This window comes from Streptomyces sp. NPDC050548 (assembly GCF_044457385.1).
Taxonomy (GTDB): domain Bacteria; phylum Actinomycetota; class Actinomycetes; order Streptomycetales; family Streptomycetaceae; genus Streptomyces.
This window is the reverse complement of record NZ_JBITGV010000009.1, coordinates 346767-359607: the sequence shown is the minus strand read 5'-3', so window position 1 is coordinate 359607 and position 12841 is coordinate 346767. Positions and strand designations below refer to the sequence as shown.

The 12841-nt window shown below is 70.0% G+C and carries 14 protein-coding genes; 4 read left to right on the top strand and 10 right to left on the bottom strand.

Annotation, left to right across the window (positions count from 1 at the left end):
* Nucleotide 1: 1 nt before the first annotated feature.
* The 6 genes from ACIBJH_RS26165 to ACIBJH_RS26140 form a co-directional block, all read right to left on the bottom strand.
* Nucleotides 2-751, bottom strand: a complete 750-nt coding sequence (locus tag ACIBJH_RS26165) for a TIGR03943 family putative permease subunit (protein WP_399119281.1) — start codon at nucleotides 749-751, stop codon at nucleotides 2-4.
* A complete protein-coding gene (locus ACIBJH_RS26160) occupies nucleotides 748-1761 on the bottom strand; it encodes a permease (RefSeq protein WP_399119280.1) in 1014 nt (337 codons plus the stop codon). The genes ACIBJH_RS26165 and ACIBJH_RS26160 overlap by 4 nt, the downstream gene beginning before the upstream one ends.
* Before the next feature lie 96 nt (nucleotides 1762-1857).
* Nucleotides 1858-2784, bottom strand: a complete 927-nt coding sequence (locus ACIBJH_RS26155; protein ID WP_399119279.1) for a phosphotriesterase — start codon at nucleotides 2782-2784, stop codon at nucleotides 1858-1860.
* Nucleotides 2778-3362, bottom strand: coding sequence for a DUF4865 family protein (locus ACIBJH_RS26150; protein ID WP_399119278.1), 585 nt, complete (start codon nucleotides 3360-3362; stop codon nucleotides 2778-2780). The genes ACIBJH_RS26155 and ACIBJH_RS26150 overlap by 7 nt, the downstream gene beginning before the upstream one ends.
* Before the next feature lie 11 nt (nucleotides 3363-3373).
* On the bottom strand, nucleotides 3374-3769 hold the full coding sequence (locus tag ACIBJH_RS26145; RefSeq protein ID WP_399119277.1) for a cupin domain-containing protein: 396 nt from the start codon (nucleotides 3767-3769) through the stop codon (nucleotides 3374-3376).
* Nucleotides 3770-3781: 12 nt separating this feature from the next.
* Nucleotides 3782-4369 carry a TetR/AcrR family transcriptional regulator gene (locus tag ACIBJH_RS26140; protein WP_399119275.1) on the bottom strand — a complete coding sequence of 196 codons (588 nt, stop codon included), beginning with the start codon at nucleotides 4367-4369 and terminating at the stop codon, nucleotides 3782-3784.
* 190 nt (nucleotides 4370-4559) lie between these two features.
* Between ACIBJH_RS26140 and ACIBJH_RS26135 the strand changes: the two genes are divergently transcribed.
* The 3 genes from ACIBJH_RS26135 to ACIBJH_RS26125 are packed head-to-tail and all read left to right on the top strand — an operon-like array spanning nucleotide 4560 to nucleotide 8160.
* Nucleotides 4560-4856 (top strand): SHOCT domain-containing protein, encoded by a 297-nt coding sequence (locus tag ACIBJH_RS26135; RefSeq protein WP_093630669.1) that lies wholly within the window; start codon nucleotides 4560-4562, stop codon nucleotides 4854-4856.
* Nucleotides 4853-5602 (top strand): ABC transporter ATP-binding protein, encoded by a 750-nt coding sequence (locus ACIBJH_RS26130; protein WP_399119274.1) that lies wholly within the window; start codon nucleotides 4853-4855, stop codon nucleotides 5600-5602. The genes ACIBJH_RS26135 and ACIBJH_RS26130 overlap by 4 nt, the downstream gene beginning before the upstream one ends.
* The gene (locus ACIBJH_RS26125) at nucleotides 5599-8160 is read left to right on the top strand and encodes an ABC transporter permease (RefSeq protein WP_399119273.1); all 2562 of its coding nucleotides are present in this window, start codon (nucleotides 5599-5601) and stop codon (nucleotides 8158-8160) included. Before ACIBJH_RS26130 ends, ACIBJH_RS26125 begins: the two co-directional genes overlap by 4 nt.
* A gap of 337 nt (nucleotides 8161-8497) precedes the next feature.
* On the opposite strand, the gene ACIBJH_RS26120 is transcribed toward ACIBJH_RS26125, so the two are convergent.
* Together ACIBJH_RS26120 and ACIBJH_RS26115 are read right to left on the bottom strand one after the other, a co-directional pair.
* On the bottom strand, nucleotides 8498-9073 hold the full coding sequence (locus ACIBJH_RS26120; RefSeq protein WP_399119272.1) for an ATP-binding protein: 576 nt from the start codon (nucleotides 9071-9073) through the stop codon (nucleotides 8498-8500).
* Nucleotides 9074-9394: 321 nt separating this feature from the next.
* On the bottom strand, nucleotides 9395-9721 hold the full coding sequence (locus ACIBJH_RS26115) for a hypothetical protein (protein ID WP_019075127.1): 327 nt from the start codon (nucleotides 9719-9721) through the stop codon (nucleotides 9395-9397).
* Nucleotides 9722-10060: 339 nt separating this feature from the next.
* Here ACIBJH_RS26115 and ACIBJH_RS26110 point away from each other — a divergent pair, with 339 nt between their 5' ends.
* On the top strand, nucleotides 10061-11185 hold the full coding sequence (locus ACIBJH_RS26110) for a PLP-dependent cysteine synthase family protein (RefSeq protein ID WP_399119271.1): 1125 nt from the start codon (nucleotides 10061-10063) through the stop codon (nucleotides 11183-11185).
* Between the two features lie 87 nt (nucleotides 11186-11272).
* On the opposite strand, the gene ACIBJH_RS26105 is transcribed toward ACIBJH_RS26110, so the two are convergent.
* Both ACIBJH_RS26105 and ACIBJH_RS26100 read right to left on the bottom strand, forming a co-directional pair.
* Nucleotides 11273-11746: an SRPBCC family protein gene (locus tag ACIBJH_RS26105; RefSeq protein ID WP_399119270.1), complete on the bottom strand. Its 474-nt coding sequence runs from the start codon at nucleotides 11744-11746 to the stop codon at nucleotides 11273-11275.
* A gap of 81 nt (nucleotides 11747-11827) precedes the next feature.
* Nucleotides 11828-12658: a DeoR/GlpR family DNA-binding transcription regulator gene (locus ACIBJH_RS26100; protein WP_399119269.1), complete on the bottom strand. Its 831-nt coding sequence runs from the start codon at nucleotides 12656-12658 to the stop codon at nucleotides 11828-11830.
* Nucleotides 12659-12841: the final 183 nt, after the last annotated feature.

Here is a 12841-nt window from a genome sequence, read left to right as displayed (position 1 = left end):
GTCACCGCGAAGTCGGGAACGGCAGGGCGTCCTGGTAGGCGTTCACCGGCTTGGCGACCTTCTCGACGGTGACGCCGTCGAGCGCGGCCGGGGCGGAACTCGTGCCCAGGGTTCCGCCCGCGTGCCAGGTCCCGGTGATCGTCACCCAGGTGTTGGCGGCCAGGGCCGGGATGCCGTAGACCCGCACCTTGATGGACTGGGCGTCCGCCGCGCAGCACGAGATCATGATGCGGGTCAGGTCCCAGGAGGTGCTTCCGCTGTCGGGCGTGACGAAACCGGTCATCTGGACGGTGCGGCCCTTGATGGTCCCCTTGCGGTCCTGCTGCACACGGGTGGTGAAGTCGGTCAGGGTCATCGGCAGCGGCGAGGCCGCGGGCAGCGGGTCGAAGGAGTCCTGCTGGGGGACGGCCTTGGGCGCGGCATGGGAGGCCGTGTAGGCACCGAGGGCGGGTGGGGCGTAGAAGAGCAGGCTCAGCGCGGGGAGGAAGAGCAGCCAGGCGACTCGGGGCACCTTGGAGTGGTTGTGGCCCGCATGCTCGTCGGAGGCTTCGATGTGGTCGCTGTCTGTGTCCGGTCTCCGCCGTGACCATGCCTCCGCGATGCCCAGCAGGATCAGCAGGAACCCCGAGACAATGAGCAGCGGGCGCATGCTCGGCTTCACGTAGCGCAGGCACAGGTCGGTGAAGAGCGAGGCGTGCAGCAGGCCCAGGCCGCTGAGGACGAGCAGGGTCACCTGGAGGGGGCGTCTCACAGCAGTACGGCTCCGATCAGCGCGCTGGACAGGACCGCGACGACCGTCGTGGCGGCGGAGAAGCGGGCCGCGAAGGCCCGGCCGAACGTGCCGGCCTGGAGGGCGATCAGCTTCAGGTCCACCATGGGGCCGACCACCATGAAGGCCAGCCGGGCGGTGGGGGAGAAGCCCGTGAGCGAGGACGCCACGAACGCGTCGGCCTCCGAGCAGACCGCGAGGATGATCGCGAGCGCGGCCAGGAACAGCACCGACAGCCACGGCGATCCGGCGAACGTGTCGAGCACCGAGCGCGGTACGGCGACATTGAAGGTCGCCGCCGCCATGGCCCCCACGACCAGGAACCCACCGGCGTGCAGGAAGTCGTGCTGGAACCCGGTGCGGAACTCCGTGAAGCGGCTGTGCCCCGGCTGATGCCCGGTGTGGCGCGCGACCGGCCGCAGCCACTCCTCCCGCCCCAGCCAGAGCCACAGCCAGCCCATCACCACGGCGGTGGCGAGCGAGGCGAGCAGGCGGGCCAGCACCATGACCGGACTGGCCGGGAACGCGATCGCGGTGGCGGTCAGCACCACGGGGTTGATCGCGGGCGCCGACAGCAGGAACGCGAACGCGGCGGCCGGGGTCACCCCGCGCCCGATCAGACTGTTCGCGACCGGCACCGACGCGCACTCGCACCCCGGCAGCACGACCCCCGCCATCCCGGCGACCGGCACCGCGAACGCGGCCCGCTTCGGCAGGATCCGCGTGAACACCCGCGCCGGCACGAACGCGTTGATCGCCCCCGACAGCGCCGTACCCAGCAACAGGAAGGGCAGTGCCTGCGTGGTGATCGCGAGACAGACGGTCCGCCAGGCCTGCACGGCCGGCGAGTCCAGCCACCGCCCGACGGAGAAGAGCAGCAGCCCGGGAAGAACGGCCGCCCCCAGCAAGAGCAGCGGCCAGGACCGGGGCCATCCGGCCGCCGCGACATCCTCAGCCTCCGCCGCTCTGGGCGGCTCCACTGTCGTCTGCACACGAGCTCCACATGTTCGATGTCCGCGTCGAACATATCGGGCCCTCGCCGGCCCCCGACGACCGCCTCCGGCGCGGAGGCGTACCGCACCCTCCTCTCAATGCCGGTCGACGGCGAAAGCCCGCGCGGGGTTCTCCCTGAGGACGCGTCCCACAAGCTCCTCGCCCAGCTCCAGCGCGAGTCGTGGCGCGACCCGCCGCAGCAGATACGGCATCCCCGGCCCGCCGTCCACCGAACGTGCCCCGGCGACCACCGTGTCCCCGCCGAGCAGCAGCCGGTCACCGAAACCGGCCTCGGCCAGCGCCCGCACTCCGTCCGGCATGCGCCAGTCCGTGGCGTGGTGGGCGCGTGACGGGCCGTCGAACGCCAGGTAGGCCCCCGTTTCCGCGGCCTGTCGCTGGACCACGAGATCGGGGGCGCGGTTGAGATGACCGAGGATCACCCGGTGCGGCTCGACGCCCAACTCCCCGCACAGCAGGTCGAGTACGTCGAGCGCGCCCGTGCCCATCTCCAGGTGGACGGCGATCGGCGCACCCGTCGCCCGGTGGGCCTCGGCGGCGGCGGTCATCGTCCACCGGGCATGCGCGTCGAGTCCGTGGAAGCCGCCCGCGACCTTGATGACCCCGGCACGGACACCGGACGGCCCGACGCCCTCCGTCAGCTCGGCGACGAACACCTCGGCCAGCCGACCGCGCAGACCGGCCAGCAACTCCCGCCCGTAGTGGGCCGCTTGATGCAGCCCGGTCGCGCACACCACATGCACACCCGCACCCCGGGACAGCGAGGGCAGATCGGCGACCCGCCTCCCCATCCCGTACGGCGTCCACTGCACGACACTGCCACCGCCCACGGAACGGAACGCGGCCAGCTCGGCGCGTGCGGCCGAGGCGTCCTCCAGTTCCTGGCCGGGCAGCTGGGGACTGCGCAGAAAGAGGTGGTCGTGGGCGTCGCACACGCCCAGCTCCCCGGGGGCCACATCCCCCAGCACCGTACGGACGAAGCCGACGGCACTCACCGCTACCACTGCCGGCCGCGCGGCAACGCGCCCCGCCCGGGCTCCGAAAGATGCAGCACCTGGAACACGTCCCCCTCCGCCTTAGGCGTGTCGTGCTCCCAGAGCGAGAAGTGGACCAGCTCCCAGCCGTGCGGGTCGACGGCCGCCGCGGCGAGCACCGCGCCGTCCTCACCGGCCAGCCGCAGGGTCTCACCGACCGCTTCCTCCATGACCGCGGCCAGTTCAACCCCCTCCGGTATCGGCCGCCGACTGCGCACGGCGACGACGGCGGGGGAGCCCGCAGCCACACCCTCCTCGCAGACGAGACCGGTCCACTGTCGAACCTCCGGCCGCCCGAAGTCGTCGGCGAGCCGCTGGAAGGCGCCGCCCCAGAGGAAGCGGTTCATGCCCTCCACCGTGTTCCAGAGATAGAACGGCGCGTACTGGTTGACCGGAGAACCGTGCACCCCGCGCTCACGCAGCAGATACGTCTTGAAGCCGAGCCCGTCCCAGTCGTCGAGCAGCTGCCCGACCCGCGCCACTCGCTCCCGGATGATGCCCATGTCGTAGTCGGCGGGCAGGGTCAGTTCGTACTGCATGGCGTGCATCAAGTGCCTCCTCAGGAGGGGTAGTCGGCGGGGTCGACGTGCTCGTGCCAGTCGGCGGTCGTGCCGTCCTCGGCGGCCTCGACGACGGCGATGTGCGTCATGAACGTGCGCGGTCCGGCGCCGTGCCAGTGCCACTCGCCCGGTTCGATCCACACGGTGTCGCCCGCGCGGATCGGCTCGACGGCACCGCCCCTGCGCTGCACGAGCCCCTCGCCCTCCGTCACGTACAGCACCTGGCCGTGCGGGTGGGTGTGCCACGCGGTGTGCGCGCCGGGCGTGAAGTGCACGCTGAACATCCTTGTCCGGGACGGTGGTTCGGGCGCCGCGAGCTCGTCGAGCCACACCGTGCCGGTGAAGTTCTCCGCCGGACCCTGCCGCGTGTCGGGGCGCTTCCTGCTGATCTGCACGTACCCGGACTCCTATCGGGAGGACATGGAAGTGGGGGAGAGCAGGGACAGCAGTCCCCTGACACCTGCGTCGAACGCGCCCGGCGAACCGGAGGCACGGGCCAGGACGTACCCGCCCTGCACGGTCGCGAGGATCGTCGACGCGATCTCCTCACCGTCCAGCTCCGCCCCGAACTGCCCCTGCTCCTTGCCCTCTTCGACGATTCCGGCGAGCCGCTCACGGATCGCGTCGAGCGCGTCGTCGACCGGCTCGCGCAACTCGGCGCTGGCGATCACATCCGGATCCATCGTCAGCCGCCCGACCGGACACCCGCGCAGCACATCGCGCTCGCGCCGCAGATACGCCTCGATCCGCTCGTACGGCGTGCCCGGCCCGTCGAGTACTCCCTCGGCGGTAGCACGCAGCTCCTCGGCCGTCCGCCGGATCGCGGCCAGCGCCAGATCCGGCTTGCCCTTGAAGTGGTGGTACATGCTGCCCTGCCCGGCGCCCGCGCGTTCCAGGATCGCCTTGGGGCTGGTGCCCACGTAGCCGCGCTCCCACAACAGCTCGCGGGTGGACTCGATCAACCGCTCCGGAGTGCTCACACGACCACTGTACATACTAGTAGTTACAGAAGTCGAGGCCTCAAGGAGCAGCCGCAACGACCCCACCTACTCCCCGGGAGGTACAGGCACTGCCGCTGGCCGTACGACGACTCACCCCCCTCCCCGGAGCCAGTCTCGATACATCACCACATCACCACATCACCGGAAGCCCCACCGGGGCTCCACCTCAGGGAGATGAATCGACATGCAGACTCTGGCGAACTGGAACGGCGGCGGCCCCGGCCCGTGGATCCTGTTCTTCCCGCTGATCTGGGCGGCCGTAGTGGTCGGCGTGGTGACCGTGCTCCGCCGCACGGCCTGGCGCGGACGCGGAGCCCCCTGGCGGGCCATGGCCGACCCCCGCCCCACCGGCGACTCCCCGCTCGCCGTCCTCGGTCGCCGCTTCGCGTCCGGCGAGATCGACGAGGACGAGTACTGGCGCCGACTGTCCGTCCTGGACGAGCAGTTCGGCCGCGTCGGCAAGGGCGGCGGCCCGGCATGACCACTCAGACCACCACCCGCACGGCCGCGCGGGTCGTCGACGCCGTCAAGGTGTACGGCGTCGGCGACACCGCAGTTCGCGCCCTGGACGGGGTGAGCGTGGACTTCCCGGCCGGCCGCTTCACCGCGATCATGGGCCCCTCCGGCTCAGGCAAATCCACCCTCATGCACTGCGCGGCCGGACTCGACACACTCACCTCCGGAGCCGCCTACATCGGCGACACACAACTCGACGCGCTCGACGACCGTCGCCTCACCCTCCTCCGCCGCGACCGAGTCGGCTTCGTCTTCCAGGCCTTCAACCTGATCCCGACCCTGACCGTCGCCGAGAACATCACCCTCCCCCTCGACCTCTCCGGAGCCGGCGGCGACCACGACCGGATCGACGAACTCATCGACGTCGTCGGCCTGCGCGACCGCCTCCACCACCGCCCCTCCGAACTCTCCGGCGGCCAGCAGCAACGCGTCGCCGTGGCAAGGGCGTTCGCGGGCCGCCCCGATGTCGTCTTCGCCGACGAGCCGACCGGCAACCTCGACTCCCGCTCCGGCGGCGAGGTCCTGGGCCTGCTCCGCCGCGCCGTACGCCAGACGGACCGCACGGTCGTCATGGTCACCCACGACCCGGTCGCCGCCGCCCACGCCGACGAGGTCGTCTTCCTCGCCGACGGACGCCTGGTGGACCGTATGGAATCCCCCACGGCCGACAGGGTGTTGGACCGCCTCAAGGCCTTCGAGGTGAGGTCATGAACGCGTCCGTACGCCTGAGCATGTCCTCCCTGCGGGCCCACAAAAGGCGCTTCGCCGGCACGTTCCTCGCCGTGTTTCTGGGTGTCGCCTTCCTCGCCGGGACCCTGGTCATGGGCGACACTCTCCGCGCCAACTTCGACACGATGTTCGGCGACGCGACCAGCGGCACGGACGCCGTGGTCCGCAGCGCGGACGCCATCACGGCCCCCGGCGAGAGCCAGGGCGTACGACAGCCGGTGAGCACGTCCCTGGCAAAGACCATCACCCAGATCCCCGGCGTCGCGGCCGCGGCCCCCAGCATCCAGGGCGCGGGCCAACTGGTCGGCGCCAACGGCAAACCGATCGGCGGCCAAGGCCCGCCCACCCTCGCCGGCAACTGGATCACCGACCCGAAACTCAACCCGTACCGCCTGGCCGAGGGCCGCACTCCCACCGCCCCCGGCGAGGTCGTGGTCAACCGAGGCGCCGCGGACAAAGGCCACTTGAAGATCGGCGACACCACAACACTGCGCACACCGAACCCCGTCAAGGTGAAGATCGTGGGCCTCGCGACCTTCGCAGGCGAGGACGGCATGGCGCAGGTGACGTTCACCGGTATGACCCAGTCCGACGCCGAGAAGTACCTCACCGCCAAGCCCGGCGAGGCATCGAGCATCAGCGTGCGCGCGGGCCCCGGCATCAGCCAGCGCCAACTGGTCGACCGCCTGACTCCCGCACTCCCCAAGGGAGTTGAGGCCATCACGGGCCAGCAGTCGGCACAGGAGAACACGGACATGGTCTCCTCCCGATTCCTGACGATCTTCACCACGTTCCTCCTGGTCTTTTCCGCCATCGCCCTCCTGGTGGCGACCTTCTCCATCCACAACACCTTCGCCATAGTCATCGCCCAACGCACCCGCGAGAACGCCCTGTTGCGGGCCCTGGGAGCCTCCCGCCGCCAGGTCACCGCAGCCACAGTCACCGAGGCGAGCGTGGTGGCCGTAACCGCGTCGGCAGCGGGCCTGGCGGGCGGCATAGGCATCGCAGCCGGACTCCAGGCACTGTTCCCGGCAATCGGATTCCCTTTCCCGAACGGCGACTTGGTGATCCGCACGCTCTCCCTCACCCTGCCCCTGCTGGTAGGCGTGGTCGTCTGCCTGGCCTCCGCCCTCATGCCGGCCATCCGCGCGGGCCGCATCGCCCCCCTGGCCGCACTCCGCGAGACGGCAGTCGACGAGTCCGGCGCGTCCCGCACCCGAGCAGTGATCGGAATGACCCTGGCCACCCTCGCGGTAGCCGCGACACTCACCGGCGTACTGGTCTCACCGTCCCTGCCGCTGGCGGGACTTGGGGCGCTGCTGGCCCTGATCGCATTCGTGGTCCTGGGCCCGGTCGCCTCCACCACGGCAGTACGAGTCCTGGGCATCCCGCTCGACCGACTGCGAGGCATCACCGGCGGCCTCGCCCGCCGCAACGCCCTGCGCAACCCCCGCCGCACGGCCGCCACCGCGAGCGCGTTGATGATCGGCGTGGCCGTCGTATCCCTCTTCACGGTTTTCGGCGCCTCACTGAAGGCCACGATGGACCAGACCGTGTCCCGCTCCTTCGCCGGAGACGTGGCGGTCAGCACCCCCTCCTTCGGCGCGGGCGGCAGCGGACTGAGCCCTCAACTGGCCGGAGCCATAGCCAAGTTGCCCGAGGTGGACACAGCAGTGGGCCTGGGCCGAGGAGTGGCCGAAGTCAACGGCAAGGGAAGGGCGTTGACGGTGACGGACCCCACAGCCCTGGCCCGCACCTTCGACCTGGGAACGGTCCAGGGCTCCCTGACCACCCTGGGCACGGACGGCATCGCCATCACACGCACAGAGGCGAACCGCCAGCACCTCACCACAGGCAGCAAGGCCCAACTAGCCTTCACCGACGGCAAGAAGAAGACCTTCACGGTCCGCGCGGTCTACGGCGAGTCCGAACTCGCCGGCGACTACGTCATCACCCGAGCCGCCTGGTCCCCACACCGCACCCAGGACTCGGACACACTGATCGCAGTCTCCTTCACCAAGGGCGTGAGCACGGCGAAGGGCAAGGCCGCCGTAACGAAGGTCGCCGACCACTACGGCGCCCCACAAGTCCAGACCCGCCACGAATACGCCCAGTCCTCGGCAGGCGGCATAGACATGATGCTGACCCTCGTCTACGCCCTACTCGCCCTGGCAGTCCTGATCGCCCTCCTGGGCATCGCCAACACACTGACCCTGGCAATCCACGAACGCACCCGAGAACTGGGCCTGTTGAGGGCCGTAGGCCAGACCCGCCCCCAACTGAGGGCCATGATCCGCTGGGAATCGATCTTGCTGGCCGCCTTCGGCACACTGGGTGGCCTCACCCTGGGCGCCTTCCTGGGCTGGGTCCTGGTAAAGGCCTCGGACGGAGCAAGTGACAGCACCTTCGCCTTCGCCATCCCACCCCAACAACTCCTCCTGGTAGCCCTGGTAGGCGTAACAGCAGGGGCACTGGCAGGCCTCCGCCCAGCCCGCCGAGCCGCACATCTGGACCCACTCCGGGCTATCGCCACGGAGTAACTCCGTTGAGGGCCCACCAACTTGTTCTGTCCCCACGCGCCGGCCGAGAGGGAGCCGTAGGGGTGCGCCGGTGTCGAGAGGCTGGGGGTCCCCCCTCTGGGGGAGCGCGGAGGCGCGCAGCGCCGAGCACGGTGGGGCTCTCGACACCGGCACCCAGCGCCCCGAAGGCGACCGAACCAAAAGAGGTGCACGCGACGCCTTTTCAGCACCGGCTCAGCTACCCGGCGCCTACTCAACACCGGCTCAGCTGTGCGGCGCCTACCCCACACCGGCCCACCTGCGCGGCGCCTACCCAACACCGCCCCAGTCGCCTCCCCCAACCCAAGTCACCGCCCGGTCAACCGGCAACGGCCGACCGGGCGGGAGCGTGCTGGGACCGGTGTTCGTCCACCGGAAGTTCGACCTCGCTGACGAACCGGTGCGCAGGTTTCTCCGATCCAACCCCCACCCGGCGAGCGGGCCGAGCCGATGCCGGCGTAGACACCACCGCCGTCGGCAAAGGCGCAGGCTCAGGAGCAGAGAGCATGAACCAAACAACCTTCCCGGACTCCCCCTCCGGTCGCACCCCCCAGCTCTCGCTGACGGCGGCCACCATGGCAAGCCCCCGCCCACAAGTGGCAGTGGTCGCGACGTCGGAGATGTCGCCGGCGACCGGAAGCCGGGGATCGTGGTCGTGCACGGAGACGACGAGGTGGTCGAGCAGCAGCTCGATCTCGACGGTGCATGTCTTGTCGGGCTGGGCGTGCCGGTGGACGTTGGTCAGGAGCTCTGTCACACCGAGCGCCGCCCGGTCTATCAGTGGATCCAGATGCCAGTAGCGCAACTGCGCAGATACGATTCTGCGGACCTGGCCGATCCGCGACGGCAGGGCTTGGAGCTCTACCGCGCAGTGCCTGCTTGGGTGAGTGATCACGGCTGCGACTCCCCGACGAGAGGTCCGGAAGAACACGGAGTTCGGATCCAGCAGGCTGGTCGAGGGAAATAGGCCGCCTGCTGTTGTGCCCGGCGGCTGGTTCGCAGCGTTATCGCCGGTAAACCCAGAGTGACGTGAGACCAGAGTGACGCAGGGGTCCCGGTCCCGCAACTCGCAGCTGCTCAACGCCCGCGCGCCACGGTCAGCCGCCAGCCTGCCAGCGGCACCCAGCGGCACCCAGCGGCACCCAGCGGCACCCAGCGGCACCCAGCGGCACCCAGCGGCACCCAGCGGCACCCAGCGGCACCCAGCGCAGCCCGGTCAGCCGCCCCCGCGCCCGGCAGCCTTGCGCACGGCCTCGATGAACCGCCGTGCCGCAGGAGGCCCGGGCTGCCCCGGGGCCGGGTCGTGCTCGCCGAGGGTCAACAGGTACCGATTGCCGTTCAGGTCGGCCAGCGCCCGGTCCTCCGGCGCGAACCACGGCTTCGACGCGCGTACCGCCTGCACCGGCGCGCTGTCGATCTCGCTGCCGTAACTGGTGAGCAACTCCAGTCTGCCGTCGTTGATTCGGACCTGTCCGGCCCGGGTGAGTGACCGCAGCCGCTTCCCGATCCGCACGCCCGTGGCCGTGAACTCCGGCTCCGCCATGCTTCCCCGCCCCCTTGCTCCCCTTGCTCCAGGACATCCGGTGATCCAGTGTGCGCCCCCGTTCAGGACGTTCGTCCCGCTCCGGTGCAGTCTGCCCGCACCGGGCGTCGAGCACCAGTACGCACGACGCGGTCACGGTGAGTACCCGGAGCACTCGCATAAATGCGCCCCCTGGATCCGCCGTGATCGCCGGCCCTGATCCGCCGTGATCGCCCCCCAGGGGTCCCTTTGACCTCCCCAAAGGTGTGTTTATGCAGGTGAGAAGCGTGCGGAAGGTGCATATGATCGGGGTGTCGGCCGCGCGAGACGCCGTCGGCGTGAAGCGTAAGGAGCCCCGCCGTGAGCACCACCCCACAGGCCCGGACCGGTGCCACCCTCGATGTCGACCGCAGCGACACCGCGTACCGGAGCTGGCTGAAAGAAGCCGTTCGCAAGGTCCAGGCCGACGCCAACCGCTCCGCCGACACGCACCTGCTCCGCTTCCCGCTGCCCGAGCAATGGGGCATCGACTTGTACCTGAAAGACGAGTCCACCCATCCCACCGGCAGCCTCAAACACCGCCTCGCCCGCTCCCTCTTCCTCTACGGCCTGTGCAATGGCTGGATCCGGCCCACCCGCCCGGTGATCGAGGCGTCCAGCGGCTCCACCGCAGTCTCCGAGGCGTACTTCGCCAAACTGATCGGGGTCCCCTTCATCGCGGTCATGCCGCGCACGACCAGCGCCGAGAAGATCCGCCTCATCGAATTCCACGGCGGCCGCTGCCACTTCGTGGACGACCCGCGCAAGATGTACGAGGAGTCGGCAGCCCTGGCGGTGGAGACCGGCGGCCACTACATGGACCAGTTCACCTACGCGGAGCGGGCGACGGACTGGCGCGGCAACAACAACATCGCCGAATCCATCTTCCGCCAGCTGGAGTTGGAACGTTTCCCGGAGCCCGCGTGGATCGTCGCCACGGCCGGCACCGGCGGCACCTCGGCGACGCTCGCGCGCTACGTCCACTACACGCAGCGCGACACCCTGGTCTGTGTCGCCGACCCGGAGAACTCCTGTTTCTTCGAGGGCTGGACCACCGGCGATCCGGACGTCACCCGCGACTGCGGCTCCCGTATCGAGGGGATCGGCCGTCCCCGGATGGAACCGAGCTTCGTACCCGGCGCCATCGACCGCATGATGAAGGTCCCGGACGCGGCCAGCGTCGCCGCGGTACGAGCCCTGGAACAGGCCATCGGCCGCAAGGCGGGCGGCTCCACGGGCACCGGCCTCTGGAGCGCCCTGAAGATCATCGCCGAGATGGTGGCAGCGGGCCAACAGGGCAGCGTGGTAACCCTGTTGTGCGACCCGGGCGACCGCTACCTGGACAAGTACTACTCGGACGAGTGGCTGACGGAACAGGGCTTGGACATCGCCCCCTACGGCGAGGCGATCACCTCGCTGTTGAATACGGGAGTATGGCCGAACTGAGCTTATGAACGCCCTTGGGGAAGCGCCCCGAAAGGGGCGCGGGGAACTGCGCGCCCAGCTACAACGGACCCGCAGACGGCAACGAGCTTACTTCTCCAGCCGCCGATCCAATGCAAGCACTGCCCCTTTGAACGCCCGCCCCAACCCAGGCCCCGCCAACCGCACAACACCCCGAAACGCGGCGTTCCCATCCGCGGCGAACGTCCACTGAACCCGAGTCCCACCGCCCCCCGCAGGGACCAGTCGCCACTCCTCGGCCAACGCCCGCACCCCCGGCGCATTCGTGACGTCGACCCGATACGCGTACACCTCGGCCGCCTTCGCCGCGATCACCGTCTCCCGGAAATACCCGCCACCCTTGAGCCGGATGTCCCGCCCGGCACCGTCGTCGACCGACTCGGCCCGGGTCACGGAGGCGAACCATTCGGCCCACCCGGGCACATCGTCGTTGAGGGCGTGGAAGACCGCGTCCGGCGCCGCGGACATCTCCTGCGCGAAGATCAGCCGTACCGGAGCGGTGTCGATGAAGTCGAGCCCGACGGGGCGCAGTTGGTGGGCCATGGAAGCGAACCCCCTTGACGAATAAGGGAAGTTGACCGAAGCGACGTTGACCGAAGCGAGGTCACCATAGCTGGCGAACCGTCAGATGTCTGCCTCGTCGTCGGGTTCGCCCGCGACCACCAGTCGCCGCAGATGCTCGGAGATGTCCTCGCGTGCCTCGGCCGGCAGCCCCGCGTCCGTCACCAGCGTGTCGACCTGCTCCAGCGCGGCGAACGAACTCAGGCCCACCGTCCCCCACTTGGTGTGGTCGGCGACCACCACGACCCGCCGCGCGGACTGCACGAGCCTGCGGTTGGTCTCGGCCTCGGCGAGGTTCGGCGTGGACAGCCCGGCCTCGACCGATATGCCGTGGACACCGAGGAAGAGCATGTCGAAGTGGAGCGCCGCGATCGCCTGGTCGGCCACCGGGCCCACCAGCGAGTCGGAGGGCGTCCGCACCCCGCCGGTCAGGACGACCGTCGCCGCGCCCTGCCGCTGCCCCGAGGTGCGCTGTGCCGCGTGGAAGACGTCCGCCACCCGCACCGAGTTGGTGACCACGGTGAGATCGGCGACCTCAAGGAGATGGTGCGCCAGCGCGTAGGTCGTCGTACCGCCCGAGAGCGCGATCGCCGTGCCGGGCGCGACCAGTTCCGCCGCGGCCCGTGCGATGTCCTCCTTGGCGGTCAGTTCAAGACCGGACTTCGCCTCGAAGCCCGGTTCGTGCGTGCTCGCCTCGACGACCGGTACCGCCCCGCCGTGCACCTTCTCCAGGACGCCCTGGCGGGCCAGCGCGTCGAGGTCGCGGCGGACGGTCATGTCCGACACGCCGAGCTTGCGGGTCAGTTCGTTGACGCGGACGCCGCCCCGGCGCCGGACCTCGTCGAGGATCAGGGCGCGCCGCTGCTCCGCGAGGAGGTTCTGATTCTCACTCACGTACGCTCCGGTCCTTTCGCCTCAACCCGTCCGACCGTCCGGCGCACTGGCTCGGAGCAGGACCTTCGTCCCGGCTGCGGTGCGCGGACGTCCCATCCTCGCACGCCCCCGCAAGCACTGCGCCATCGCCTGTCCCGACGCGCACATGCCATCGGGGCCTCACGCGTCCCCCGTGTTGTCACA

Excerpts from the sequence above, each read along its gene's own strand:
- ACIBJH_RS26150 (WP_399119278.1), bottom strand. The coding sequence starts at position 3,362 with ATGCACGCCATGCAGTACGAACTGACCCTGCCCGCCGACTACGACATG.
- ACIBJH_RS26140 (WP_399119275.1), bottom strand. The coding sequence starts at position 4,369 with ATGTACAGTGGTCGTGTGAGCACTCCGGAGCGGTTGATCGAGTCCACC.
- ACIBJH_RS26135 (WP_093630669.1), top strand. The coding sequence starts at position 4,560 with ATGCAGACTCTGGCGAACTGGAACGGCGGCGGCCCCGGCCCGTGGATC.
- ACIBJH_RS26130 (WP_399119274.1), top strand. The coding sequence starts at position 4,853 with ATGACCACTCAGACCACCACCCGCACGGCCGCGCGGGTCGTCGACGCC.
- ACIBJH_RS26125 (WP_399119273.1), top strand. The coding sequence starts at position 5,599 with ATGAACGCGTCCGTACGCCTGAGCATGTCCTCCCTGCGGGCCCACAAA.
- ACIBJH_RS26115 (WP_019075127.1), bottom strand. The coding sequence starts at position 9,721 with ATGGCGGAGCCGGAGTTCACGGCCACGGGCGTGCGGATCGGGAAGCGG.
- ACIBJH_RS26105 (WP_399119270.1), bottom strand. The coding sequence starts at position 11,746 with ATGGCCCACCAACTGCGCCCCGTCGGGCTCGACTTCATCGACACCGCT.